Annotated in this window: 22 protein-coding genes; 10 read left to right on the forward strand and 12 right to left on the reverse strand. The window is 72.8% G+C overall.

All coding sequences use genetic code 11. The features are described from left to right. Positions 1-364 precede the first annotated feature (364 nt). The 4 genes from ME121_RS33550 (at position 365) to ME121_RS10935 (ending at position 5325) form a co-directional block, all read left to right on the forward strand. A complete protein-coding gene (locus ME121_RS33550; protein WP_012321952.1) occupies positions 365-541 on the forward strand; it encodes a hypothetical protein in 177 nt (58 codons plus the stop codon). A gap of 102 nt (positions 542-643) precedes the next feature. Further along, positions 644-1327, forward strand: coding sequence for an invasion associated locus B family protein (locus ME121_RS10925; RefSeq protein ID WP_012321953.1), 684 nt, complete (start codon positions 644-646; stop codon positions 1325-1327). A gap of 1278 nt (positions 1328-2605) precedes the next feature. Continuing rightward, a complete protein-coding gene (locus ME121_RS10930) occupies positions 2606-4849 on the forward strand; it encodes a hypothetical protein (protein ID WP_491892833.1) in 2244 nt (747 codons plus the stop codon). Next, a complete protein-coding gene (locus ME121_RS10935; RefSeq protein ID WP_059408838.1) occupies positions 4846-5325 on the forward strand; it encodes an AAA family ATPase in 480 nt (159 codons plus the stop codon). The genes ME121_RS10930 and ME121_RS10935 overlap by 4 nt, the downstream gene beginning before the upstream one ends. Before the next feature lie 18 nt (positions 5326-5343). Here ME121_RS10935 and fliP read toward each other — a convergent pair whose 3' ends face one another. Genes fliP through ME121_RS10950 form a run of 3 tightly spaced genes read right to left on the reverse strand, consistent with a single transcriptional unit; the run spans position 5344 to position 7704 of the window. After that, the gene (fliP, locus tag ME121_RS10940) at positions 5344-6111 is read right to left on the reverse strand and encodes a flagellar type III secretion system pore protein FliP (protein WP_245337839.1); all 768 of its coding nucleotides are present in this window, start codon (positions 6109-6111) and stop codon (positions 5344-5346) included. Between the two features lie 38 nt (positions 6112-6149). Then, positions 6150-7217, reverse strand: coding sequence for a lysylphosphatidylglycerol synthase domain-containing protein (locus ME121_RS10945; protein WP_012321957.1), 1068 nt, complete (start codon positions 7215-7217; stop codon positions 6150-6152). A 55-nt stretch (positions 7218-7272) separates the two neighbouring features. After that, complete coding sequence (locus ME121_RS10950) at positions 7273-7704, reverse strand: hypothetical protein (RefSeq protein WP_029359980.1); 432 nt, start codon at positions 7702-7704, stop codon at positions 7273-7275. A gap of 191 nt (positions 7705-7895) precedes the next feature. On the opposite strand from ME121_RS10950, the gene ME121_RS10955 reads away from it, so the two are divergent. Both ME121_RS10955 and ME121_RS10960 read left to right on the forward strand, forming a co-directional pair. Beyond that, positions 7896-9206: a KpsE/RkpR family capsule polysaccharide export protein gene (locus tag ME121_RS10955; RefSeq protein ID WP_059408840.1), complete on the forward strand. Its 1311-nt coding sequence runs from the start codon at positions 7896-7898 to the stop codon at positions 9204-9206. 105 nt (positions 9207-9311) lie between these two features. Next, positions 9312-9596 carry a hypothetical protein gene (locus ME121_RS10960; protein WP_012321960.1) on the forward strand — a complete coding sequence of 95 codons (285 nt, stop codon included), beginning with the start codon at positions 9312-9314 and terminating at the stop codon, positions 9594-9596. Between the two features lie 134 nt (positions 9597-9730). Here ME121_RS10960 and flbD read toward each other — a convergent pair whose 3' ends face one another. The 8 genes from flbD to ME121_RS11000 all read right to left on the reverse strand — a co-directional run bounded on the left by flbD (position 9731) and on the right by ME121_RS11000 (position 17819). Then, a complete protein-coding gene (gene flbD / locus ME121_RS10965) occupies positions 9731-11092 on the reverse strand; it encodes a sigma-54-dependent transcriptional regulator FlbD (RefSeq protein ID WP_059408841.1) in 1362 nt (453 codons plus the stop codon). 57 nt (positions 11093-11149) lie between these two features. Further along, on the reverse strand, positions 11150-11482 hold the full coding sequence (fliN, locus tag ME121_RS10970; protein ID WP_012321962.1) for a flagellar motor switch protein FliN: 333 nt from the start codon (positions 11480-11482) through the stop codon (positions 11150-11152). Between the two features lie 10 nt (positions 11483-11492). After that, a complete protein-coding gene (locus ME121_RS10975) occupies positions 11493-12104 on the reverse strand; it encodes a FliH/SctL family protein (RefSeq protein ID WP_024828322.1) in 612 nt (203 codons plus the stop codon). Further along, the gene (gene fliG, locus ME121_RS10980; protein ID WP_012321964.1) at positions 12101-13159 is read right to left on the reverse strand and encodes a flagellar motor switch protein FliG; all 1059 of its coding nucleotides are present in this window, start codon (positions 13157-13159) and stop codon (positions 12101-12103) included. Before fliG ends, ME121_RS10975 begins: the two co-directional genes overlap by 4 nt. Positions 13160-13184: 25 nt before the next feature. After that, on the reverse strand, positions 13185-14816 hold the full coding sequence (gene fliF, locus ME121_RS10985) for a flagellar basal-body MS-ring/collar protein FliF (protein WP_024828321.1): 1632 nt from the start codon (positions 14814-14816) through the stop codon (positions 13185-13187). A gap of 369 nt (positions 14817-15185) precedes the next feature. Further along, positions 15186-15461 carry a CtrA inhibitor SciP gene (sciP, locus tag ME121_RS10990; protein ID WP_007569077.1) on the reverse strand — a complete coding sequence of 92 codons (276 nt, stop codon included), beginning with the start codon at positions 15459-15461 and terminating at the stop codon, positions 15186-15188. 91 nt (positions 15462-15552) lie between these two features. After that, positions 15553-16239: a flagellar hook assembly protein FlgD gene (locus ME121_RS10995; RefSeq protein ID WP_043074908.1), complete on the reverse strand. Its 687-nt coding sequence runs from the start codon at positions 16237-16239 to the stop codon at positions 15553-15555. A 95-nt stretch (positions 16240-16334) separates the two neighbouring features. After that, the gene (locus ME121_RS11000; RefSeq protein ID WP_408902481.1) at positions 16335-17819 is read right to left on the reverse strand and encodes a flagellar hook-length control protein FliK; all 1485 of its coding nucleotides are present in this window, start codon (positions 17817-17819) and stop codon (positions 16335-16337) included. 335 nt (positions 17820-18154) lie between these two features. Here ME121_RS11000 and mnmA point away from each other — a divergent pair, with 335 nt between their 5' ends. The 4 genes from mnmA (at position 18155) to ME121_RS11020 (ending at position 22499) form a co-directional block, all read left to right on the forward strand. After that, positions 18155-19309 carry a tRNA 2-thiouridine(34) synthase MnmA gene (mnmA, locus tag ME121_RS11005; protein WP_012321968.1) on the forward strand — a complete coding sequence of 385 codons (1155 nt, stop codon included), beginning with the start codon at positions 18155-18157 and terminating at the stop codon, positions 19307-19309. A gap of 25 nt (positions 19310-19334) precedes the next feature. Beyond that, positions 19335-19988 (forward strand): class I SAM-dependent methyltransferase, encoded by a 654-nt coding sequence (locus tag ME121_RS11010; RefSeq protein WP_012321969.1) that lies wholly within the window; start codon positions 19335-19337, stop codon positions 19986-19988. After that, positions 19985-20788, forward strand: a complete 804-nt coding sequence (locus tag ME121_RS11015; RefSeq protein WP_029359152.1) for a TVP38/TMEM64 family protein — start codon at positions 19985-19987, stop codon at positions 20786-20788. The genes ME121_RS11010 and ME121_RS11015 overlap by 4 nt, the downstream gene beginning before the upstream one ends. Before the next feature lie 223 nt (positions 20789-21011). Then, entirely contained in the window at positions 21012-22499 is a 1488-nt protein-coding gene (locus ME121_RS11020; RefSeq protein ID WP_012321971.1) for a sensor histidine kinase, read from the forward strand. 126 nt (positions 22500-22625) lie between these two features. Here ME121_RS11020 and bioB read toward each other — a convergent pair whose 3' ends face one another. After that, positions 22626-23639 (reverse strand): biotin synthase BioB, encoded by a 1014-nt coding sequence (gene bioB / locus ME121_RS11025; protein WP_012321972.1) that lies wholly within the window; start codon positions 23637-23639, stop codon positions 22626-22628. Positions 23640-23653 lie beyond the last annotated feature (14 nt).

The following is a 23653-nucleotide window of genomic DNA, read 5'->3' on the forward strand; positions in this document are numbered from 1 at the left end:
GTCTGGCGGGCGCCGGGCGCGTCCGCTCATCTGGCTCGCGGGCGGGTTATGGCGCGCGTGTGACAGTGCGGCGACAGGCCCGCGCCGCCGGGGCGGGGCCGGGGCGGTCCAGGGTCCGAGTCGCCGGAAACGCGCTCAATGGCGGCTCGCCCGTCGCCGGTCAACCGCGCCCGCCCGACCGTTCGTTAACGCGTCCTTTCCCGGACGCGGCGCGAACCATGAGTTCGATGCATGCGTCCCCCAACGTCTGCTCAGTGGCAGGCTCGGGATGCAGGTCTCATATTGCGGTGCAGCAAGGTCGCACAAAGGACCGCAGGAACTGGGGAACTCCGAAACGCCCGGCACCTCGCATCTGGAGTCCGCCATGCTCGCGCTCATCACATCCCGGATCCCCGGCCCGGCCGTCGAGACCGCCGATCGCGATCCCGGCTTCCTGACCCTCGTCTTCGCGGTCGCCCGCACGGTGCGCAGCGGCGCAGAGAGTGCCTTCGCGCGCCGCTGCGCCCTCGCCCGCTCCATCGGCGGCCCGAATCCTCTCTGAGAAGCGCGCAACCCACCGGCGCTGCCCCTGGCGATTGCGTCGCCCCGGCTTGAGCATTAGGCGGCACTGCCGCCCAATGGCTCTCCGGGGGATCGTGATTCCATGCCGACATTTCGTGCGCTTCTGCGTCTCAGCCTGATCGCGACGTCGCTCACGGCGGTCCCGATCCTGGCGGCGCGCGCGCAGGATGCCGAGCCCGCGGCCGCGCCGGCCGCCGAAGCGCCCGCGAAGCCCAAGCCCAAACCGCGGCCGAAGCCGGCTCCCCACAAGGCGGCCAAGCCAGCCGAGGCGGCGAAGCCCGAGGAGGCCGCCGCGCCTGCGGCCGCGCACGCCGCGTGGCCCACCGGCGCCAGCACCGTCAGCGAGAGCTACGGCGACTGGACGATGACCTGCACGCGCCCGAGCGACAAGGTCACCTGCATCGTGGCCCAGGCGCAGGGCGATTCGCGGACCGGCCGGCGCAAGTTCGGCTTCGAGCTGCAGACGCCCGCGAACGGCCGGGCCGAGGGGATCGTGCTGATGCCCTTCGGGCTCGCCATCGAGCCGGGCGTGACCTTCAAGCTCGACGAGCAGACCCTCGGCAAGGGCGCCCCCTACACGACCTGCAGCGCCGAGGGCTGCATCGTGGCGATCAGCTTCCCGACGCTCGCCCTCGACGGCATGCGCACCGCCAAGGCGCTGACCGTGACCGGCGAGAAGGCCGGCGGCACCGAGCCGGCCACCATCACGGTGCCGCTGACAGGCTTCCCGCAGGCCTTCGACCGCGCCGTCGCCCTGAGCGGCTGAGCCCGCCGCGGCCCGCGGCCTTTTCCGGTTACGGTTAAGCCAGTGTTAGCCGCGGTCGATCACGATGCCGCCGAGATGTGGCGCCGCGCGCCGCGAACCCCTCGGGGGCCGCGCGCCGGGTTCGGATCGGCGAGGCGATGGGATCGGTTGGCGGGCGACCCCGGGTCGGTCGAGGACGTGGCGCGCGGCTGCTGACCGCGTCGCTGGCGCTGCTCGCCCTCCTAGCCGGGCTCGCTCCGGCGCTGGCCGCGCGGCTCGTCAGCATGAAGGGCAGCGAGGCCGGCACCGGGGCCGGCGGCTACGGCCGGATCGTGCTCACCTTCGACAAGCCGGTCACGGTCAAGGCGAAGCTCGCCGGCGGCGTGCTGCTCGTCAGCTACGGCGAGCGGGTCGCGCCCGGACCCGAGCATCTCGTGGACGAGATGCCGGCCTTCATCGCCAGCGTCCGCCGCGATCCCGACGGCACGGGTCTCCGCCTCGCCCTGCAGCGTCCCCGCCGGGTCAACGTCCAGTCGGCCGGCGAGCGCGTGTTCGTGGATCTGCTTCCGGAAGGGTGGTCCGGCCTCATGCCGCCGCTGCCGCCCGAGGTGGTTGCCGAGCTCGCCCGTCGGGCCCGGGTTGCCGAGGAGGCGCTCAGGGCGCGCACCCCGGAACCGGTGCGCCGGACGCTTTCGCTCGAGCTGGCGCTGCTCCCGACCCTGACGCGGCTGTCGCTGCGTCTGCCCGCGGAGGCCGTCTCCGCGGTGACCGCCGAGGGGCCCGCGACGCGCGTGCGGGTGATCGGCGCCTGGACCATCGATCCGAGCGGAACCCGCGGCCGTCCGCGGCCCGGGATCGCCAAGCTGGCGACGGAGACCGACGCGAACTCGGCGAGCCTCCTGATCACGCCCGAGGACGGGTTCACGATCGGCACGGAGCGGGAGGACGGCGCCATGTTGGTGGACGTGGTCCGCCGCAAGCCGCTGGAGCCGGCCACGGCCGCCGTCGAGGTGCCGGGGCCCGCCGCCGCGAAGCCGGCCCCGTCGCCCCCCGGTCGCGCCGCGTCCGGCCCCCGTCCCGGCGCCGGCACTCGCGTCTCGCCCGCCCGAACCGCCGCCGACGCGCCGGGCCGGCGGCGGCCTGCTCTTCCCGTTCAAGACCCTCCCGCCGGCGGTCCTGTTCGAGCGCGGCGGCATCGCGACGCTGGCCTTCGAGACCGCCGAGCCGGTGGTCGTCCCGCCGCCAAGCCAGGGTCTCGCACCGACGGGCGCGCCCACCCGGACCGGTCCGCTCACGGTCGTGCGGTTCCCGGTCCCGCCCGGCCGCCTCGTCGATCTCAACGCCGTCACCACCGGGACCGGCGTGGCCTGGGAACTCTCGGCGGGGGATACGCTGAGTCCGAGCGACACGATCGATCCCGTCCGCAAGCCCGACCCGTCGGGCCGCATCGCCGTCACCCTGACTCTGCCGCATCCCGGATCGACGACGTGGCTCGCCCTCGACGACGAGCGGATCGCGGTGGTCACGTCGGCCGCGCAGCGCCCCGTCGGCAATCCCAAGAACCGTCGCTTCGTCGATTTCGAGATCCTGCCGAGCCGGCACGGCCTCGCGGTGCTCGCCGGCGCCGACGACTTGGCGGTGCGGCCCGAGTTCGAGGGCGTCTCGATCGGCCGCGAGGGCGGCCTCGCCGCCTCGATGGCGGCGCGCAAGCCGGACACGGTGCTCACCGACGCGGGAACCCTCGCGATCGCGCGGGAGCCCTGGGAGCGCGCCCGGATGGGGAATGTCCGCGAGACCCTGCGCGGCCTCTTCGACGCGGCTGTGGCGGCGCCGCCGTCGGAGCGCGGCCCGGCCCGCCTCGCGCTGGCACGCGCGGACCTCGCCAACGGCCTCGACTACGAGGGCCTGATCGCCCTCGAGATCGCGGCCGCCGACGATCCGCTCCTGGCCACGCAGCGCGAGACCGCCCTCCTGCGGGGCATCGCCCTGGTGCGGATCGGCCGGAACGCCGAGGCGCTGAAGGCCCTCAGCGTCCCGCCCCTGGTCGACGACCGCGAGGCCGCTCTGTGGCGGGCAATGGCCTCGGCCGGGGCGGGCGACTGGAAGACGGCGGAGTTGGGTTTCCTCAAGGTGCTGCCGCTGGCCAACGGCTATCCCGCGGACGTCGCGCAGCTCATCCGGGCCCGCGCCGCCGAATCGGCGATCGAGAACGGCGATGCCGAGACCGCCGCCGCGCGCGCCGAGGCGGAGCGCGCCCTGCCGCCCTGGATCCGTGATCGGCTGGCCCTGGTTCGCGCCCGCGTGGCCGAGGCCACCGGCCAGACCGAGGCGGCCCTGGACGCCTATGCCCGGCTCGACGATTCGGCCGTGCGCCCGGTCTCGGTCGAGGCCGCCCTGCGCGGCGCGCTCCTGGCTCAGGCTTCCGGCAAGCTGGCCCCCGAGGCCGCCATCGAGAAGCTGGAGCGGCTCGGCCTGACTTGGCACGGCGGCCCGACCGAGGATGGCATCACCGCGGGCCTCGCCCGCCTCTACCTCGCCGCCGGCCGGTGGCGCGACGCCTTCGCGGCGGTGCGCCGGGCCAACGTCTCCGCCCCCAACGCCCCCGGGACGGCGGCCCTGACGCGGGAGGCGCAGACGGCCTTCGAGAACCTCTACCTCACCGACAGGGGCAACACGCTGCCCGGGGTCGAGGCCGTGGCGCTCTTCCTCGATTTCCGCGAGCTGAGCCCGATCGGGCGGCGCGGCGACGAGGTGGTGCGCCGGCTGGCCGACCGCCTCGTGACCCTCGACCTCCTCGATCCGGCCGCCGACCTGCTGCAGTACCAGATCGACAATCGCCTCACCGGCCCGGCGCGATCCGCGGTAGCGGCGCGGCTCGCGACGATCCGGTTGATGGACGACAAGCCGATGGAGGCCCTGAAGGTCCTCGACGCCACCGAGCTCCCCGAGCTACCGGGCGAGCTGAGGCGCGCCCGCGGGCTCGTCCGCGCCAGGGCCCTGTCGGACCTCACCCGCACCGATCTGGCGCTGGAAACGATCGAGGACGAGAGCGGCCCGGACATCGACCGTCTCCGCGCCGACATCTACTGGGGCGCGCGCCGCTGGCGCGAGGCCGGGGAGGCCCACGAGGCGCTGCTCGGCGACGCGTGGCAGTCCGGCCAGCCGCTGGACGAGCAGGCGCGCGCCGATGTCGTGCGCGCCGCGATCGCCTACGATCTCGCGCACGAGGCCATGGGCCTGGAGCGGCTCAAGGCGAAGTTCTCGGAAGGGATGGCTGCGAGTCCGGACGCCCGCACCTTCGCGCTGCTGACCGGCACCGACCCGACCCGGGCACCGGGCTTCCGGGACATCGCGGCGCGCGCCACGAAGGTCCAGACGCTGTCGGCCTTCCTGGCCGAGTATCGCAAGCGCTATCCGGATGCCGCCGCCCCCGATCGCGGCCGCCCCGACGCGCCGGGGGCGGGCGGCGAGGCGGCGGCCGACGGTGCGCAGGGCGGCCAGCAGCAGAGCAGCGCGGAGACACCCGGTACGCCCCCCGGGTGAGCGCGGCGGTCGTCATCGACCCGGACGCCTTCCTCGAGACCGAGCGCGGCCGCGTCTGGACGCCCGAACGGAACGCCGAGGCGTGGCGGCTGGCCCTCGCGGCGCTGCGCGCGGCGCTCGCGGCGGACTCGGTCGAGCGGCTCGTGGTCGTGTGCGGGCTGCAGGGGGCCGGCAAGTCCCCCTGGATCGCCCGGCAGCGACCTCAGCTCGGCCGCGTCTATTTCGACGCGGCCTTGCCTGGCCGGCAGCACCGCGCGCCGATCCTCGCCATCGCGCGAGCCCGCGGTGTCGCCGCGGAGGCGGTCTGGATCCGCGCGCCGCTCGCGGTCGCCCTCGAACGGAACCGGCGGCGCACCGCCGACCGGCAGGTTCCCGAGGCGAGCGTCCGCTCCGTCGACCGACTGTTCGAGCCGCCCTCGCGCGCGGAGGGCTTCGCGGCGGTCCGGATCGTCGACGCGGCGTCCCGGGCGGACTGACGGCCCGGGACGCCGCCGTCATCCGCCGTAGCTCTGGACCAGGGATCCGGCGACGAGGGTCCAGCCGTCGACCAGCACGAAGAAGATCAGCTTGAACGGCAGTGCGACCGTGGCCGGCGGGACCATCATCATGCCGACGGCCATCAGCACCGAGGCGACCACGAGGTCGATGATCAGGAACGGGATGAACAGCAGGAAGCCGATCTCGAAGGCGCGGCGCAGTTCCGAGATCATGAAGGCCGGTGTCACGATCTCCAGGCCGACATCCTCGGGGCCCTTCGGCGCCGGCACCTTGGCGAGGTCGAGGAACAGCTTCAGGTCCTTCTCGCGGACGTTGCGCAGCATGAAGGTCTTGAACGGTGCCGAGGCGCGCTCGAACGCCTGCGCCTGCGTGATCCGGCCGGCGATCAGCGGCTCGATGCCGGCGCTGTAGGCGGCGCGGCCGGTCGGGGCCATCACGAAGGCGGTCAGGAACAGCGCGAGGCTGACGAGCACCGCGGTCGGCGGCGCCGTCTGGGTGCCCAGCGCCGACCGCAGGATCGACAGCACCACGACGATGCGGGTGAAGGCCGTGGCCATCACCAGCACCGAGGGGGCCACCGCCAGGACGGTGATGAGCGCCACGAGCTGGAGGGCGCGCTCGGTGGTGCCGCCGGCACCGAGATCGAGGGTGACGCTCTGCGCGACGGCCGGTCCGGCGGCGAGCAGTCCTCCGGCCACCGCGCCCAGTGCGGCGAGCGCGGCGAGCGCGATCCGCAGCAGGCGCGGCTTCGGGACCTCGCGCATCCGGCGCATCGGGCGTGTCGGCACGGGAAGGTCTCGGGTCACGGACGGTCGCAACTGGGTGTGGCCGCGCGCACGCCGGCGCGGCGGGCCTCGAGGTTCTGCCAGACGAGCAGGGCCGGCAGGCCGAGCACCACGTCGGGCACGCGGCGCGCGAGCGACAGGGCGAGGGCGGTCCCGGCGTCGATGCCGAACAGGCCGCAGACCAGCACGAGCCCGCCTTCCTGGACGCCGAGCCCGCTCGGAACCAGGAAGGCAGCGGCCTTGATCGCCTGGCTCAGCGCCTCGATCACCAGGATGTCGGCCCAGCCGACATGGTCCACGCCGATGCAGGCGAGGACGACCGCGACCTCGGCCGTGCCGAGCAGCCAGGCCAGGGCGTGAAGGGCGAAGGACTGGGCGAGATGGCCCCGGCGACCCGGAGCCCAGACCGCGTCCAGCGCGCCCTGGATCCGGCGGTTCGGCTCGGGGCGGGCCTCGGCCTCGCGCACGAAGCGCCGTCCGAGGGCGGCGACGCGGTCCTCGAGCACCCGCACGATGCCGGTCCGCTGGAGAGCGAAGAACGCCGCCACCGCCAGCCCGGCCACGACGAGCGTCCGCAGCGTCCAGCTGGCGAGGGCGGCCGCCTCGGCGCCCTCGACCCGGCTCAGGAGGCCGGCGCCGAGCCCGGCGAACAGGGCGAGTGTTCCGACCTGGAACAGCATGTCGGCCAGGACGGAGGCGGCCGCCAGGGAGCCGGCGACTCCCCAGAAGGTCAGGAGGCGGGCGCCCAGGACGTCCCCGCCCACCGAGGCCACGGGCAGGAGCACGTTGATGCCTTCGCGGACGAAGCGCAGGATCAGGCAGGCCGGAGCCGTCGCGGGCGCCAGACCGTCGAGGATGCGCGCCCAGGCGAGCCCGCAGAGCAGGATGACCAGGATCCGCACCAGCGTGACGCCGGCGAAGCCCGCCACGCCGATCCGCCCGAAGGCCGCGGCCACGGCGGCGAGATCGTTGGTCGCCACGAGCCAGACCGCGAGGCCGAGGCCGATCAGGGTGCCGAACAGCGGCAGGCGACGCAGCGCGGCGTGGGCCGCCCGCCGCTTCCGGGAAACGCGGTCGCCGGTCACGGTGTGAGGGCCTCGCGTCGAGAGGCGGGCAAGAGCGCGCTCCAGGTTGTGCCGGTCAGCGGACCGGCGGCGATTCGTCGGGTGGTATCGCCGCTAGAGTCGTATTGGGGCCGAATTCGGGGACCGCACGGCGCGGCAGGACGGGATTAAGCACCGCGGCGAGCGCCTCGGCGGCATCGGCCGCGGGGTCGAGCAGGACGACCCGGCCCGCGGCCAGGCTCGCGCCGGTCGCGACCGCCACGGCGCGCTTCGGGCAGGGACCGAGGCAGCCCGATTCCACGATGCGGAGCTTCTGCCGGCGCCCGGCTCCCCCGTCGCGGGCGGCCCGCTTCCCGGCCTTCTTCAGCAGCGCGCGGAGATCGCGCCCGCGCAGGCCCTGCCGCTTGGCGCATTTGGAGCAGACGACCACGATCTCGGACAGGTTGGTCTTGGCCGTGCGGCCGGCCGGGCGGCCATCCGGGGCCGCGGCACGCGGTTCTGTCATCATCCAGAGACTGTAGGACGCGATACCCGTCCCGGGCTACGGCCCCCGTCGCCGCGGTGCAGCAGCCGAGAGGCGGTCGGGCCGGGCGCCATAAAAAGGGCCTAAAAGAACGGGATCCCGGTCACCGCGCACGGGCCGCCCCTCGGCCGGCGCCGCGGCAGCGGAACCGGCGCAGACCCAGGAACAAAGAGCGGATGAGCTTCGACGACGTCAAGGACGACACGCGCGAAGGCGAGATCGTGACGTTCGCCGCTCCGACCATGACGGAGTTGCGGCGCAGTGCGGAGACGATCCGGCCGGTGCCGGAGAAGCGCACCGCGCGGGCCCTCGTGACCACGGTGCGGCAGCGTCTCGACTGGAGCCGTCTGCCGGGCCTGCGCCCCCGCGAGGAGGACACCTCGACCTACGGCGCGCGGATCATCCGCCGCGTCGGCCTGTTCGTGCTCCTGCCGACCCTCGTGGTCGGGCTCTACCTGTTCGCGTTCGCGTCCAACCAGTACGTCGCCGAAGCCCAGTTCGCGGTCCGCGGCAATGTCGAGCCGATGGAGAACATCTCGCTCGGCCAGTACACGAACCTCATTCAGAAGCACAACAGCCAGGACAGCTTCATCGTCCGCGACTTCATCAACAGTCAGACGCTGGTCGAGGCGCTCGAGAAGAGCATCGGCATCTCCAAGATGTTCTCCCGGTCCGAGGCGGATTTCTGGGCCCGCTTCGACCCCAGTGATCCCATCGAGGACCTGACCAAATACTGGCGCAAGCACGTCGAGGCGCATATCGACTCGATCTCGGGCGTGATCCGGCTGTCCGTGCGCGCCTTCACGCCCGAGGACGCCCTGACCATCGCACAGGCGGTGGTGTCGCGCTCCGAGGCGCTGATCAACGACATCTCGAAGCGCGCGCAGGCCGACATGGTCGCCCAGGCCGAGGCCGACGCGAAGACCGCGCAGGACCGGCTGAGCAAGGCGCACGTGGCGCTCCAGGCGTTCCGCAACCAGTGGGGCGTGATCGATCCGATCAAGACCGCCGAGGGGACGCTGACCACGCTGACCCTCCTGCGGAAGGACAAGCTGAAGGCCGAGAACGACCTGCAGGTCCTGCGCAGCTCCAATCTCGACGAGCGCTCGCGCTCGATCCAGACGCTGGTGGCCAACATCGCGGCCATCGATCAGCAGATGAAGGCGCTTCAGGACGAGCTGACGAGCGCCAACGCCGCTGCCGGCGGCCAGAACATGACCGAGGCGCTGCTCCAGTACGAGGGCCTGCTGGTCGAGCGGACCATCGCCGAGAAGCTCGAGGAGTCGGCCCACAGCCTGCTGGACCGGGCCCGCATCTCGGCCAGCAAGCAGCACATCTTCCTGGCCACGTTCGTGCCGCCGGTCCTGCCGACCGACAGCCTCTATCCCGAGCGGGGCCACTCCCTGCTGGTGTCGTTCTTCTGCTTCCTGGTGATCTGGAGCTCGTCCGCGCTGCTGATCGCCGGCATCCGCGACCAGCGGATGTAGTCGCGGGGACCGCGGCCCCGGGATCTGGATCCCGGGGCGCGCGATCTGTAGAGGGAGGCGGCCCGGCGAACCGGGCGCCCCTGGATGAGCGAAGTCTAACGGTCCATGTCGGATTTCTCCGATCTCGTCGCGAAGGCGATCCAGCCGTCGATGACCCGTGAGGAGCGCGAGGCGGTCTACACGGTCGTGCGGCAGGCCGTGCTCCGGCTGCAGGAGCGGGAGGCGTTCCCGCCCGACGATCCGCGGGTCGCCCTTCAGCGCCACCTCGTCGAGGAGACGATCCGCGACGTCGAGGGCGACGTCGCCCGCTACGAATCCCTGCGCAAGCTCGACGCTGCCTTCGCGGCCCAGGCCGAGGCCCACAAGGCGGCCCAGGGCGGGCGGCGCTAGAGCGTCTCTCCCGCTCCGCTCCCGTCACGGCCCGGGTCCGCCCTGCGCTGGCGCGTCGGGATCCCGGGCTCCGCTGCCCGGCCCCGGGATGGCGGGGTGAAGCCGATCCCGAAGCCCCTACAGGGACACGCGCGTCAGCCGCAGGCGACGCTCGCCCGGACGCTGCCGGGCTCGGCCACGTCGAGACCGGCCGAGACGTACTCGTTGAGCTTGTTGCGCAGGGTCCGGATCGAGATGCCGAGGATCTTGGCCGCGTGGGTCCGGTTGCCGAGGCAATGGTCCAGCGTGTCGAGGATCAGGTCGCACTCGACCTGCGCCACGGTCCGGCCCACCAGCCCGCGGGTGGCGGCCTCGGCGGCCTGCGCGGCGCGCGCGGCCGGCCCCTCCGCCGCGAAGGTCTCGCCCTCGGGCGAGAGGATCGCCTCCGGGCCGATCGCGTCGCCCGAGGCGAGCAGCACCGCCCGGTGCAGGGTGTTCTCCAACTCGCGCACGTTGCCGCGCCACGGGTTCCGCAGCACGAGCGCCCGGGCCTCCGCGGAGAGCGGGCGGACCGGCATCCCGTTCACGGCGGCGTATTTCCGGGCGAAGTGAGTGGCGAGTTCGAGGATGTCGGCCGGTCGCTCGCGCAGCGGCGGGAGCCGCAGCCCGACGACGTTGAGGCGGTAGAGCAGGTCCTCGCGGAACGTGCCCTTGCGGACCTCCTCGGCGAGGTTGCGGTTCGAGGTGGCGAGCACGCGGATGTCGACCCGGACCGGGGCGGTGCCGCCGACCCGGTCGATCACCCGCTCCTGCAGGGCGCGCAGCAGCTTGGCCTGCAGGCGCACGTCCATCTCGGAAATCTCGTCGAGGAGCAGCGTGCCGCCGTTGGCCTCCTCGAACCGGCCGATGCGCCGGGCGACCGCGCCGGTGAACGCGCCCTTCTCGTGGCCGAACAGCTCGGACTCGAGCAGGGCCTCAGGGATCGCCGCGCAGTTCACCGAGACGAAGGGCTTGCCCGCCCGGTTGGACTTCTGGTGGACGTGCCGGGCCAGCACCTCCTTGCCGGTGCCGCTCTCGCCGGTGATCAGCACCGAGGCCTCGGAGCGGGCGACCTGCTCGGCGAGCTTGACCACCCGCTCCATGGACGGGTCGCGCCAGACGAAGGCGGCGCGGTCGGTGGCGACTGCCTCCAGCACCGCCGCGATCATCTCGGGATCGGGCGGGAGCGGGATGTATTCCTTGGCGCCCGCCCGGATCGCCGCCACGGCGGCTGAGGCGTCCGCCGAGACGCCGCAGGCGACCACCGGCGTGCGGATCCGCTCCCCCTCCAACGCGGTGACGAGCTCCCGGATCGGCAGCCCCACGTCGATCATGATGAGGTCGGCGCCCCGCGCGCGCAGGACGGTGAGGCCCTGCGGAACGGCGTCGGCCTGCGTGACGGCGGCGCCGCGCTGCATGGCGATCTTCGAGGCGGTGATCAGCTCGCCGTTGAGCCGCCCGATCATCAGGAGCCGCATGGTTCGTCCCTCTCAAAACCCGGGCGCGGACAGCCCCCCGGCATCCGCACCGAACAATCACTCACCCTTGACGATCTCGGTCATCGTCACGCCGAGGCGGTCCTCGACGAGGACGACCTCGCCGCGGGCGACCAGCCGGTTGTTGACGAACACGTCGATCGCCTCGCCGACCTTCCGGTCGAGTTCGAGCACCGCGCCGGGCGCGAGCCGGAGCAGGTCGCCGATCGGCATCCGGGCGGAGCCCAGCACCGCCGAGACCATCACGGGCACGTCGAAGAGCTGCTCCAAGTCGGCCGCCGTCTTCGGCGTGGTGGGCGCGTCGCGGATCGAGCCCGCCGCGTAGTCGGTGTCGTGCTCGCCGAGCTGGGGCAGGCTGAAATCGTCGGACATCAGGATCTCCTCATGGGCTCGTCGGCAGGCCGAGGGCGTCGAGCACCGCCGCCTCGATGCGGGCGCGCTCCCGCACGATGCCGCCGTCCGCCCACTCGATGCGGGCGTCGCCCGCCGCCATGTCGGGATCGCCCAGCACCACGAGCCGGCCCTCGTAGCCGCGCTCGCGGGCGAGGCGCTTCACCAGGGCCTCGGCGTCCTCGACGAGGCTGTCGTGCACCCGCACCACCAAGTGCGGCACGCCGCGCAGGTGCTGGAGCGCCGTCCGGGCCGCCTCGCCGATCCCGGCGAGCGGGGCGGCGTCGAGGGCGTCGCCGGCCACCTTCCGGGCGATCAGCATGGCCACCTCGACCGCCTGCGCCTCGCGCTCGAGGTCGCGCGCGTCGGCCTGGGCGATCAGGCCCGCGGTGGCGAGCGCCAAGCGGGTCATGGCATCGGCGAGCCTGCCCTGAACCTGCGCCTCGGCCTGGACCCGGCCCTCCTGCATGCCGCGGGCGTGGGCCTCGGCCTCGGCGCGGGCCGCGGCCTCGGCGGCGCGCTGGGCCTCTGCGCTGGGGCGGGCGCTGCGGAAGTCGGTCTCGAACAGGAACGGCTTCGCGCTCCGGGCGGATTGGGCGCTCAATAGACCAGCTCCTCCTCGGCGCTATTCTTCGCGATCATGATCTCGCCCTTCTCGGCGAGGTCCTTGGCGATCTCGGTCATCTTGGCCTGCGCCTCGTCCACCTCCTTGAGGCGGACCGGCCCGAGCGAGGCCATCTCGTCCGTGAGGTTCTTGGCCGCGCGGGTCGACATCTGCCTCAGGAAGAAGCCGCGGGTGGGCTCGTTGGCGCCCTTGAGCGCGCGGCACAGGGTCTCGTTGTCGATGCCGCGCAGCAGCGTCTGGACGCTGCCCGGATCGAGCTTCAGCAGGTCCTCGAAGGTGAACATCAGCTCCCGGATCCGCTTGGCCGAGCCGCGGTTGGCCTGGTCGAGCGCGGCGAGGAAGCGGCCCTCCGTCTGCCGGTCGAAGGCGTTGAACACGTCGGCCATCATCTCGTGGGCGTCGCGGCGCTGGGTCTGGGCGATGGTCGACACGAACTCGACTCGCAGGGTCTCCTCGATGTGGCGCAGGGCCTCCTTCTGCACCGTCTCCATGCGCAGCATCCGGTTGAGGACGTCGATGGCGAAATCCTCGGGCAGGATGGTCAGCACCTTGGCGGCGTAGTCGGCTCGCACCCGCGACAGCACCACCGCCACGGTCTGTGGGTACTCGTTGCGCAGGAACGAGGCGAGGATCTCCGGATCGACCTGGGCGATCGAGGCCCAGACCCGCTTGCCGGACGCGCCCTTGATCTCCGCCATGATCAGCGAGACCTGGTCGCTCGGGAAGATCTTCAGGAGCAGCGCCTCGGTCCGCTCGAAGTTGGACGAGATGCCGCCGCTGTTGCTGAGCTTCGTCACGAACTCGATGATCAGCTTCTCGACGGTGGTCGCCTCCAGCGTGCCGAGCTGGACCATCGCGTGGCTGACCTTCTTGATCTCCTCCTCTTCGAGCATCTGCCAGATCGGCGCGCCTTCCTCCTCGCCGAGCATCAGCAGGAGCGCGGCGGCGCGCTGCGGGCCGGGCATCGACGCGAACGAATCGCCGCCCGCCGTCGCCAGCGTGTTCGCCAGACCCTGTCCCGCACCTGCCGCCATCGTGTTGCCCTCGACGCCCTACGCTTCACTCTTCCTGGATCCAGGTGCGCAGCACCTCGACGGTCTCGGACGGGCTCGCCCGGACCATGTCGACCACGCGCTGGACCGTCTCGGCCTGGACCTGGCCGTTGATCTTGGCGAACTCCATCAGCCGCGCGGTCGGGCTGTCGCGGTCGATGACCGTCACGGTCCCGCCCGGACCCGCGACCACGGCGGCGTCGCCGGGGATCGCCAGTCCCGACGCGGTCAGGGCTGGCGCTTCCGGCACCGGCGCGAGCACCTGGCGCACCAGGGGGCGGACCACCGTGAGGAGGACGATCAGGGTCAGCAGCGCCAGGACGGCGAGCTCGGCCATGCGCAGCACGTCGTCCTTGGTGGGGGCGAGCAGCGACTCGATCAGCGTCGGCTCGGTGAATTGCGGCACGCTCGGCGCTTCCGCGAAGCGCAGGTTCACCACCTCGATCTGGTCGCCGCGGGCCTTGTCGAAACCGACCGCGCCGCGGACCAGGGCGGTGATCCGCTCGATCTCGGCGGGCGTGCGCGGGCTATAGGTCTGCTTGCCGTCGGGCGCGGCGGCGTAGACCCCGTCGAGCACCACCGCGACCGACAGGCGCTTGATCCGGCCGCCCTCGGCGATCTCGGTCTTGGTGACCCGGGAGATCTCGTAATTCGTGGTTTCCTCGTTCTTGTTGGTCGCGTCCTTGGGCGTCGGCGCCTTGTCGCCGCCATTGGCGCCGGGCAGCTCGTTGCCGACGCTGACCTGCCCCTCGGCATTGCCGGTGACCGCCGATTCGGTGCGGGTCTGGGCGGAGCGCACGACGCGGCTCTCGGGATCGAACGTCTCGGAGCGGCTCTCGACCCGGTTGAGGTCGAGTTCCGCGTTGACCTGGACGCGGGCCCGGCCCGGGCCGACGATGCCGGCGACGACGTCCTCGATCTGGCCGCGCAGGCGCCGCTCGAGGGCGACCTGCCGGTCCTCGAACCCGCTGGCGACGTCGGTCGCGGCATCCCGCGCGCCGTCCGCCAGGAGCCGGCCGCGCTCGTCGACGATCGAGATCCGCTCGGGCTTGAGGCCCTCCACGGCGGAGGCCACGAGATGGCGGATCGCCCGGACCTGCCCGGCATCGAGGTCGCCCATCAGCTTCAGCACGATCGCCGCGCTCGGGCTTTCCCGGTCCCGCTCGAACAGGCGGCGCTCCGGCAGGACGAGGTGGACACGGGCCGCCTGGACCCGGCCGATCGCCCGGATCGAGCGCGCCAGCTCGCCCTCCAGGGCGCGCAGGTGATTCACGTTCTGAACGAAGTTGGTGGACGAGAACGCGTCGCCCTTGTCGAAGATCTCGTAGCCGACGCCGCCCTGGGTCGGCAGCCCCTTGCCGGCGAGGTCCATGCGCAGCTTGGCGAGGTCCGGGCGCGGGGCCAGGATCGTCTGCCCGGCATCGCCCCGCGTCTCGTAGCGGATCCCGCGGCTGTCCAATTCCCGGACCACGGACGCGGAGTCCTGCATCGACAGGTCGGAGAACAGCACGCCCATATCGGGGCGCGAGACCCGCAGGATGATGAAGGCGAAGAAGCCGATGAGCGTCAGCGTCACCGCCGCCATGGCGGCGATTCGGGCCGGTCCGAACTTCGTGACGAGATCGAGAACCGGCTTCACGGGAGGATTCGCTGCACTCTAACGCTGGCGGACCCCGGCGGTCCGCTCGGCAGAAATTGCCCAGGTCGTGGTTAGCGGGTCGTTAATGCCGACGGTCCGGCCGGTCCGGAGGCGGGCCCGGAACGGCACGAAGCCGCGCCCGGGGTCCGGACGCGGCTTCGTGGGATCTCGGAGTCGACCGGGCCAGTCCCTGGGCGCCGTCTCGGGTCGTCGCTGCGGGCGTGAGGCCTTCGCGTCGGTCCGGGGCCGCGAGGCGAGTCCCTCGACCAGAGCCGCCGATGCGCCGGGTCTCGGCACCCTCGGTCTCGATGGGCCCCGGGATCGCCTGCGGCGTCCCGGGACGATGGCGCCCGGCAGGGGCGTCGCGTATCAGTGGCGGTAATGCTGGATCCGGGTCGTCCGCAGGCCGGCAAGGCCGTGCTGGTCGATGGAGAACTGCCAGCTCAGGAATTCCTCGGTGGTCAGCGTGTAGCGCTTGCACGCCTCCTCCAGGCTGAGGAGACCGCCGCGCACCGCGGCCACGACCTCGGCCTTGCGCCGGATCACCCAGCGACGGGTGCTCGGGGGCGGAAGGTCCGCGATCGTCAGGGGGCTGCCGTCGGGCCCGATCACGTACTTCACTCTCGGGCGGCTCGGTTCGGTCATGATACGCTCTACACTCGACTGACCTGTCGAGCATTGAAGGTACTTGTGCCCGCTTAAGAGATGTTGAAGCGAGTCACTCGGATGTGATTCGTTAAGTGCCACTTGTGGACAACCCGATGGTCTGCACGCTGGACAGCGGCACTCTCTGCGAGCCGATCACCAGCACCGGCGACGTTCCGCTGAGATCGACCTCGTCGACGGCCCCCGTCAGGCTCGTATCGACCGCGACGCTCGAGCCGGTGGCGTCCGTGGCCGCCACCTTGATCGAGTAGTTCCCGTCGGGCGCGGTCAGGCCGGCCGAGGTCTTGCCGTTCCACGTGTAGGTCTGGCTGCCGGCGCTGAGGGCGGTGGTCTGCGTGGCCACGACGTTGTTCTTCGAGTCCAGGACCGTGATCACCGCCTTCGAGGCGGCCCGGGCCGGGTTCAGCGTCCAGGAGGCGGAGCCGCCGGACAGCTGCGACGCGCTGCCGTCCGCCGTCACGGTCTTCCCGATGTAGCTCGTGGCCGAGGCCGAGCTCGCCGACTGCGACGCGCTGAGGATGCTGTCGAGGCGGTCGTTGGTCTTCAGCTGCTGCTCGACGCCGGCGAACTGCACCAGCTGCTGCGTGAACTGGTTGGTGTCCATCGGGTCGAGGGGGTTCTGGTTCTTGAGCTGCGTGGTCAGCAGCGTGAGGAACTGCGTGAAGTTGCTGGCGATCTCGGTGGCGTTGCCGCTGCTGCTCGTCGACGAGCCCGTGGTGTTCGTCGTGCTGGTCAGGCTGGATATGCCGCTCGTCATGCTGATCTCTCCCGTGCCGCGTCCTGGCGCAGGGGCCGGATGCGCGCTGTGTCGGTGTCCGTGTCGGTCCGCGATGCGGGCGCCCTGCGCCCCGCCTAGATTCTCATGTCGACGCCGCCGTAGCCGCGCAGGTGGCGGATCGGGGCGATCTCTTGCGGGGCGTCCGCCTGATCGCGCGACCAGCCTGTGCCGCCCCCGCGCGGGGAATCGCCCGGCTGACCACCGCTGCCGCCGCTCTGGGCGCTTCCGTCGCCCCGCAGCGACAGGTTGATGCCGCCGGCCGCGGGATCGAAGCCGGCCTGGGACAGCGCCTGCTGCAGCTGGCCGGAATCGCGCTGGAGCAGCGCGAGGGTCTCGGGCCGGTCGACCACCAAGTGGGTCATGACGCGGCCGTGCGCCTTGTCGATCTCCAGCTTGACGTCGATGCGTCCCAGTTCGGCCGGATCGAGGCGGATCTGGAACTCGTTGGATCCGCGCAGGGACCTCAGGCCGATGGTCATCGGCACCTGGCCGATCGGGATGGGCGGATCGGTCCGGACCGACGCGGCGCTCTGGTTCGGCGCGGCAGCCTCCTGAGCGGCACGCGACGTGTCCACGGCCTGGCCGGTCGGTATGGGCGGTGTCGGACCGCCCTGCGCCGCCGCGGGCATCGTCTGAAGCGGGCCTGCGCCCTGGCCCGCGTCGGTCAGAACGGTGAGGAAGTCCTGGGTCGCCGCGTCGGACGTCGCGGCCGCCGCGCCGCCGGCACCGGCCGTCGGGCCGTCGACGGGGACGCTGCCCGGCCCGACCTTGCCGGGTTCGTGACCGCCGGCCGACGCTGTGGCGGGGCCGGATCCGGCGACCCCCGAGACGGCTCCGCCCGCGCGGCCGCTGCCCCGCGCGTCCGTGCCGGGAGGACCCGCGGCCACGCCGGTTCCGGGGAGCGCCGCCGCGCCGTCCTGCGCCGGCGCGGTGCCGGTGTCCCCGTCCGCCTCGACCTTGACCGTCCCGGTCGCGGCGCCGCCCTCGGACAGCGCGGCGATGAGGGCCAGCAGGGAGGCGGACGGGCTCGACCCCGCCGGCTGCGCGGCGGTCTCGGCCTTCTGCGGCAGCGCCGCCGCGTCGATCGACGCGGCCTCGTGGTCTGCCGTGGCGGCCATTTCGGAGGCCGGAACCTCCCCGGCCGCGGCGGCCTCGGAACCCTGCCGACCGGCGGTTTCGGTCCGTCCGGTCTCGGCGGTGCGCGCACCCGCGACGGAGGGCTGCCCCTCGGCCTGCCGGGCCCGCGCCGCCGGAGCCGCCGCGTCCGCCGGAGCCGCGGCTTCCGCCGGGGCCGCGGCGTCCGCCGGCTTGGCGAGGCTGGCCTTCTTGTCTGCGGCCCTGGCCTCGCTCCGCAGCGCCGCATCCCGCGCGCGGTCGCTGGCCACCCGCGCGGCGTCGGCCTGATCGCGCAGGTCGGCCTGCCGGGCGCGGGCCGCGTCGGTGACGTCGCGCTGATCGGCGGCGCGGGCCCGCGCCGCGGCGGCGGCGTCGCGGGCCTGGGCCGCGCTCAGGGCGGCGCCGAAGCGGTCCTGCGCGGAATTGCCGGCGCGGGCCGCCACGCCCGCGGCCTCCCAGCCCGAACGCGGCGCCTGCGCGTTCCGCGCGGACGGAATCCACGTGGTGACATCCAACCGATCCGCCGCGCCGCTCGCCATACCGGACTCCTCTGAGCCGCTCCGCAGCAAGGCGCGCGCCACCGGGACGGTCCGCTAAGGTACTGGAAACGTTCGTTCTCTTCTCGCGATGCGCGGAGCGGGCCTGATCGAAGCTGCCGCCCGCCCGGCAGGATCTGCCGAGTGTCCGGCCCGGCCGCCCTGGAAAGCCGGGCGAAGTCCCGCTATAGACGGCCCGTGCAGCCGGGGAGCTTCCGGGCCGGCGGCTGCGGACCCTCGCGATGAACGCCCTCGATCTTCCCAAAGCCCCCCACGAGACGCGCGTCGTCGTCGCCATGTCGGGCGGCGTCGATTCCTCCGTGGTCGCGGGCCTGCTGAAGCGGCAGGGCTTCGACGTGGTCGGCGTGACGCTCCAGCTCTACGACCACGGCGCGGCGAGCCACCGCAAGGGCGCCTGCTGCGCCGGCCAGGACATTCACGACGCCCGGGCGGCGGCGGAGCATCTCGGCATCCCGCACTACGTCCTCGACTACGAGGACCGCTTCCGCGACGAGGTGATCGAGAAGTTCGCCGAGAGCTACCTCGCGGGCGAGACGCCGATCCCCTGCGTCGAGTGCAACCGCACGGTGAAGTTCCGCGACCTGCTGGGCCTCGCCCGGGATCTCGACGCCGACGCGCTCGCCACCGGCCACTACGTGGCCAGCCGGGCGCTTCCTGGCGGCGGCCGGGCGCTCCACCGCGCCCTCGATCCCGCCCGCGACCAGAGCTACTTCCTCTACGCGACCACGGCGGAGCAGCTGGACTTCCTGCGCTTCCCCCTGGGCGAGATGGAGAAGACCGAGACCCGCGCGCTCGCCAAGGAACTCGGCCTGTCGCTCGCCGAGAAGCCGGACAGCCAGGACATCTGCTTCGTGCCGCAGGGCCGCTACAGCGACGTGATCGCGCGTCTGCGCCCCGACGCGGCGCGGCCCGGCGAGATCGTCGATCTCGATGGCCACGTTCTCGGCCGGCACGACGGGATCGTGCACTACACGGTGGGCCAGCGGAAGGGCCTCGGCCTGTCCGGACCCGAGCCGCTCTACGTGGTGCGGCTGGAGCCGGACGCGGCCCGGGTGGTGGTCGGGCCGCGCACGGCGCTGGCCACGACCCGGATCCGACTGTCGGACCTGAACTGGCTCGGCGAGGGGCCGGCGGAAGCCGTGCGCGACCTGCCCGTGGCGGTCCGCGTGCGCTCGACCCGGCCGCCGCGCCCGGCGACGCTGACGGTCGGGCCGGACGGCGCGGTCGAGGTCGTGCTCGCCGAGCCCGAGGACGGCGTGTCGCCGGGCCAGGCCTGCGCGATCTACGCGGATGACGGCCCCCGGGCCCGGGTCCTGGGCGGCGGCACCATCCGGCGTGTCGACGCGTTGTCGGCCCGGCCCCGCGAGGCCGCCTGATCTCAACCTCTGGAAATTGCGAACGATGCTGAGCGAGCCGCAGATGGCCGGGCCGAGCACGGCCCTGATGCGCAAGGCCTATGCCCGCTGGGCCCCCGTCTACGACGTGGTCTACGACAAGCTCACCGAGCCCGCGGCTCGCGCCGCCGTGGAGGCGGCGGCCGAGCACGGGCCGCGGATCCTGGAGGCCGGCGTCGGCACCGGGCTGGCGCTGGGCTACTATCCGAAGGCGAGCTTCGTCTGCGGCGTCGACCTCTCCGAGGACATGCTCAAGCGTGCCCGCGCCAAGGTCCGGCGCCGGAACCTGGCGCACGTGAAGGGCCTCCAGGTGATGGACGTCTGCCACCTGGGCTACGCCGACGCGAGCTTCGACGCCGTCGTGGCGCAGTTCCTGATCACCCTGGTTCCCGATCCCGAGGCCGCGCTGTCGGAGTTCCTGCGGGTGGTCCGCCCGGGCGGCGGTATCGTGCTCGCCAACCATTTCGGCCAGAGCGAGGGCCCGGTCGCGCGGGTCGAGGAGATCGTGGCGCCGCTCTGCACGAAGATCGGCTGGTCGTCGGACTTCAAGGCGACGCGGATCGAGGCCTGGGCCCGGCGCAACGGCGTCGAGGTCCTGGGCCTGAAGCCGACCTTCCCGGGCGGGTTCTTCAAGATCCTGCGGATGCGCAAGCCCGGGTGAGCGAGACCGGCAACGCGCCCGTCGCCGAGGGTCGCGCGGAGAGCCGCGAAGGACGCTGGAAGCGGCTGCGGCGCTGGCTCCCGCTCGTGCTGCTCCTGACGGTGTCGGCGGTGGTCCTGGTTTCGGGGGCCGCGCAGCTCCTCAGCCTCGACCGCCTGCTCACCTCGCGCCTCTGGCTGCGGGGCTTCGTCGAGGCCGGCTATCTCCGCGCGCTGGTCGCGGCCTACTGCCTCTATGTCGGGGCCGTCGTCGTGTCTGTGCCGGCCACGCTGATCCTGACGATGGTCTGCGGCTTCCTGTTCGGCATCGTTCCGGGGGCGCTCACCGCGGTCTGTGCCGCCACCACCGGAGCGGCCATCGTGTTCGCCATCGGCCGCGGGCCGGGCGCCGACCTCCTGCGGCGCATGGGCGGCACGCGCCTCGCCGGGCTGGCCGAGGGCTTCCGGCGCGACGCCTTCGGCTACATCGCCGTGCTGCGCCTCCTGCCGCTGTTCCCATTCTGGGTGACCAACCTCGCACCCGCCGCCTTCGGGGTGAAGATGCGGGTCTTCGTGCTCGCGACGTTCCTGGGGTTGCTGCCGGGGGCTCTCGTGTACGCCACCACGGGCGCCGGCATCGAGGACGTCGTCGCCGCCCACGAGGCCGCGAAGGCCGCCTGCCTGGCGGCGGGGTCGGGCGGCTGCGACACGGCTCTGACCCTGCGCGCCCTGGTCACGCCGAAGATGGTGGCGGGTCTCGGGATGCTGGCCGCCTTCGCCCTGGTCAGCATTCTGCTGAGCCGGCGCGCCAAGCGCGGCTGACAGGCACGGCTGACAGGCGCCGCCGGGATACGCGATCCACCGCCGGATCCGTTTTTCCGTGTCTAAGGTCACATGCAACCGCGTGGGGGTGGATATCGTATAGTGCTCGCCGCCGAGAGCCTGTATTCCCGCCTGCGAATCTGTGGCTTGCGAACATGTATCCCGCGAAGGCCGGACCCGGCTCGAGCTTTCTCAATCCTCTCTCCGCCGATCCTCATCCGCGATGCCCGCGCGGAGCGTGACCGGCGTGTCCGTCAAGTCCGATCAGGCCGCGGCACCGGCGACGCCGGCGCCCGCTCCGGCCCGCGACCTGCCCGAGCGGCGCACGGCGCGCCTCGGCCTGTCCGGGCGGCTGTTCCTCGTGACCGTCGCGTTCGTGGTGGTGGCCGAGGTGCTGACCTACGTGCCGGCGGTGGCCAACTACCGGATCGAGTGGATGTCCGACCGGCTGGCGGCCGCGCAGGTCGCCGCCCTGGTCCTCGATGGCCGGACCGGCGAGCCGGTCTCCGAGCCGCTCGAGAGCCGCCTCCTGGCCGGCGTGAACGCCCGGGCGATCGCGGTCCGCGGGGGCGGCGCCCAGCGCCTGCTCGCCATCGAGCCGATGCCCGAGCAGGTCGCCGACACCGTCGACCTGCGCGACGTCACGGCCCTGTCGGCGATCCGGGGCGCGTGGCGCACCCTCGTGGCGCCGGTCCACGAGCCGATCCGCGTGGTCGGTGAGGGCGGGATCGGCTTCGACCGTGTCGAGATCCTGCTCGACGAGGCGCCGCTGCGCACCGCCATGATCGACTACGCGCTGCGCCTGCTGGTCTCCTCGCTGATCATCGCGGCCGCCGCGGCCGGTCTCGTCTTCGTGGTGCTGCAGGTGCTGATCGTGCGGCCGGTGCGGCGCCTCGCCACCAGCATCACGGTCTTCGCGGACGATCCGGAGGATGCCGGCCGGATCATCGCCCCGTCCCGCCGCAGCGACGAGATCGGCCAGGCCGAGCGGGCGCTCGGGCGGATGCAGCGCAGCCTCGCCGACCAGCTCCGGCAGAAGCGGCGTCTCGCCGAGCTCGGTCTCGCGGTCAGCAAGATCAGCCACGAGCTGCGCAACCTGCTGACCGGCGCGCAGCTCCTGGGCGACCGCCTGGAGGGTACCGAGGATCCGACGGTGCAGCGCGTGGCACCCCGCCTCGTCGGGACGCTGGCCCGCGCGATCCGCTTCTGCGAGGCGACCCTCGCCTACGGGCGCGTCTCCGAGCGGACGCCGCTCCTGACCAGCACGCCGCTGGCGCCGATCTTCGCGGAGCTCCCGGATCTCGCCGCGCTGGCGGCGCACCCGGTCAGCGTCCAGGTCGCGGCGGGCGATCTCTCCGTGCAGGCCGATCCGGAGCAGCTCGGTCGGGCGCTGGCCAATCTCGTGCGCAACGCCGTGCAGGCGCTGGACGGGGCCGCCGTGCCGGAGGCCACCGTGAGCGTGGTCGCCTCGCGCGCGGCGTCGGGTCGGATCACGATCCTGGTCACCGATAACGGCCCCGGCCTGCCGGCGCGCGCCCGGGAGAACCTGTTCGCGCCGTTCCAGGGATCCATGCGGTCCGGCGGCACGGGCCTCGGTCTGCCGATCGCCGCCGAACTGATCGGGATCAACGGCGGAACCCTCACCCTCGACGCCTGCCAGGACGAGGGGACGAGCGGGGCGCGCTTCCGGATCGTGCTGCCGGAGGGCTGACGCGATCGCCCGCGGGCGACCGCCGTGAACCGGGAGGGGCCCGGTCGGGGGGCGATGCCGGGCTCCGTGGCGCCGCTGTGGCGCCGCACGCAGGGACCGGGAAGCGGCGAGACGGCGACCTGTTGCCTACTCGGCCGCGGCCCGGACGGGCTCGCCGACCCGGATGCCCAGATCGGCCAGCAGAGCCGCGTCGTCGTCCTGGCCGTTATTGGCCGTGGTGAGGAGCCGCTCGCCGTAGAAGATCGAGTTGGCACCGGCGAGGAAGCACAGAACCTGGGCCTCGCGGGTGAGGCTCTTGCGGCCGGCGCTGAGCCGCACGCGGGAGCGCGGCATCACGATCCGCGCCGTGGCGCACATGCGCACGAGATCGAACGGATCGACCGCCGGCTGATCCTCCAGCGGCGTGCCGGGCACTGCCACGAGGGCGTTGATCGGCACGCTCTCCGGATGGGGGGCGTGGTTGGCGAGCACCTGGAGCATCGCGGCGCGGTCGGTGACGCCCTCGCCCATGCCGACGATGCCGCCGCAGCACACGCCGATCCCGGCCTCGCGGACGTTCGCGAGGGTCTGCAGACGCTCGTCGTAGGTCCGGGTGGAGATGATGTCCTCGTAGAAGTCCGGGCCGGTGTCGAGGTTGTGGTTGTAGGAGGTCAGCCCGGCCTCGGCGAGGCGCCCGGCCTGCGAGGGCGTGAGCATGCCGAGCGTCACGCAGGCCTCCATGCCGAGGCCGCGCACGCCGCGTACCATGGCGAGCACCGCGTCGAATTCCGGGCCGTCCTTCGGCTGGCGCCACGCGGCGCCCATGCAGAAGCGCTGGGCGCCGGCGGCCTTGGCGGCGGCCGCCTCGGCCAGCACCGTCTCCACCGGCATCAACCGCTCGCGGGCGACGCCCGCGCCCTTGTGGTGGGCCGATTGCGGGCAGTAGGCGCAATCCTCCGGGCAGCCGCCGGTCTTGATCGACAGGAGCGACGCCCGCTGGATGTCGGCGGGGTCGTTGTGCCGGCGGTGCACCTGTGCAGCCCGGAACACGAGGTCCATCAGCGGCAGGTCGTGGATCGCGCGGATCTCCGCCACGCTCCAGTCGTGGCGGATCTCGCCGAGGTCAGGCTGCTGGGAACCGGGGAGGGAAGTCGCGCTCATCCGGTGTTTGAGCC

The sequence above is a fragment of the Methylobacterium sp. ME121 genome (assembly GCF_000974725.1).
In the GTDB taxonomy this organism is placed as follows: domain Bacteria; phylum Pseudomonadota; class Alphaproteobacteria; order Rhizobiales; family Beijerinckiaceae; genus Methylobacterium; species Methylobacterium radiotolerans.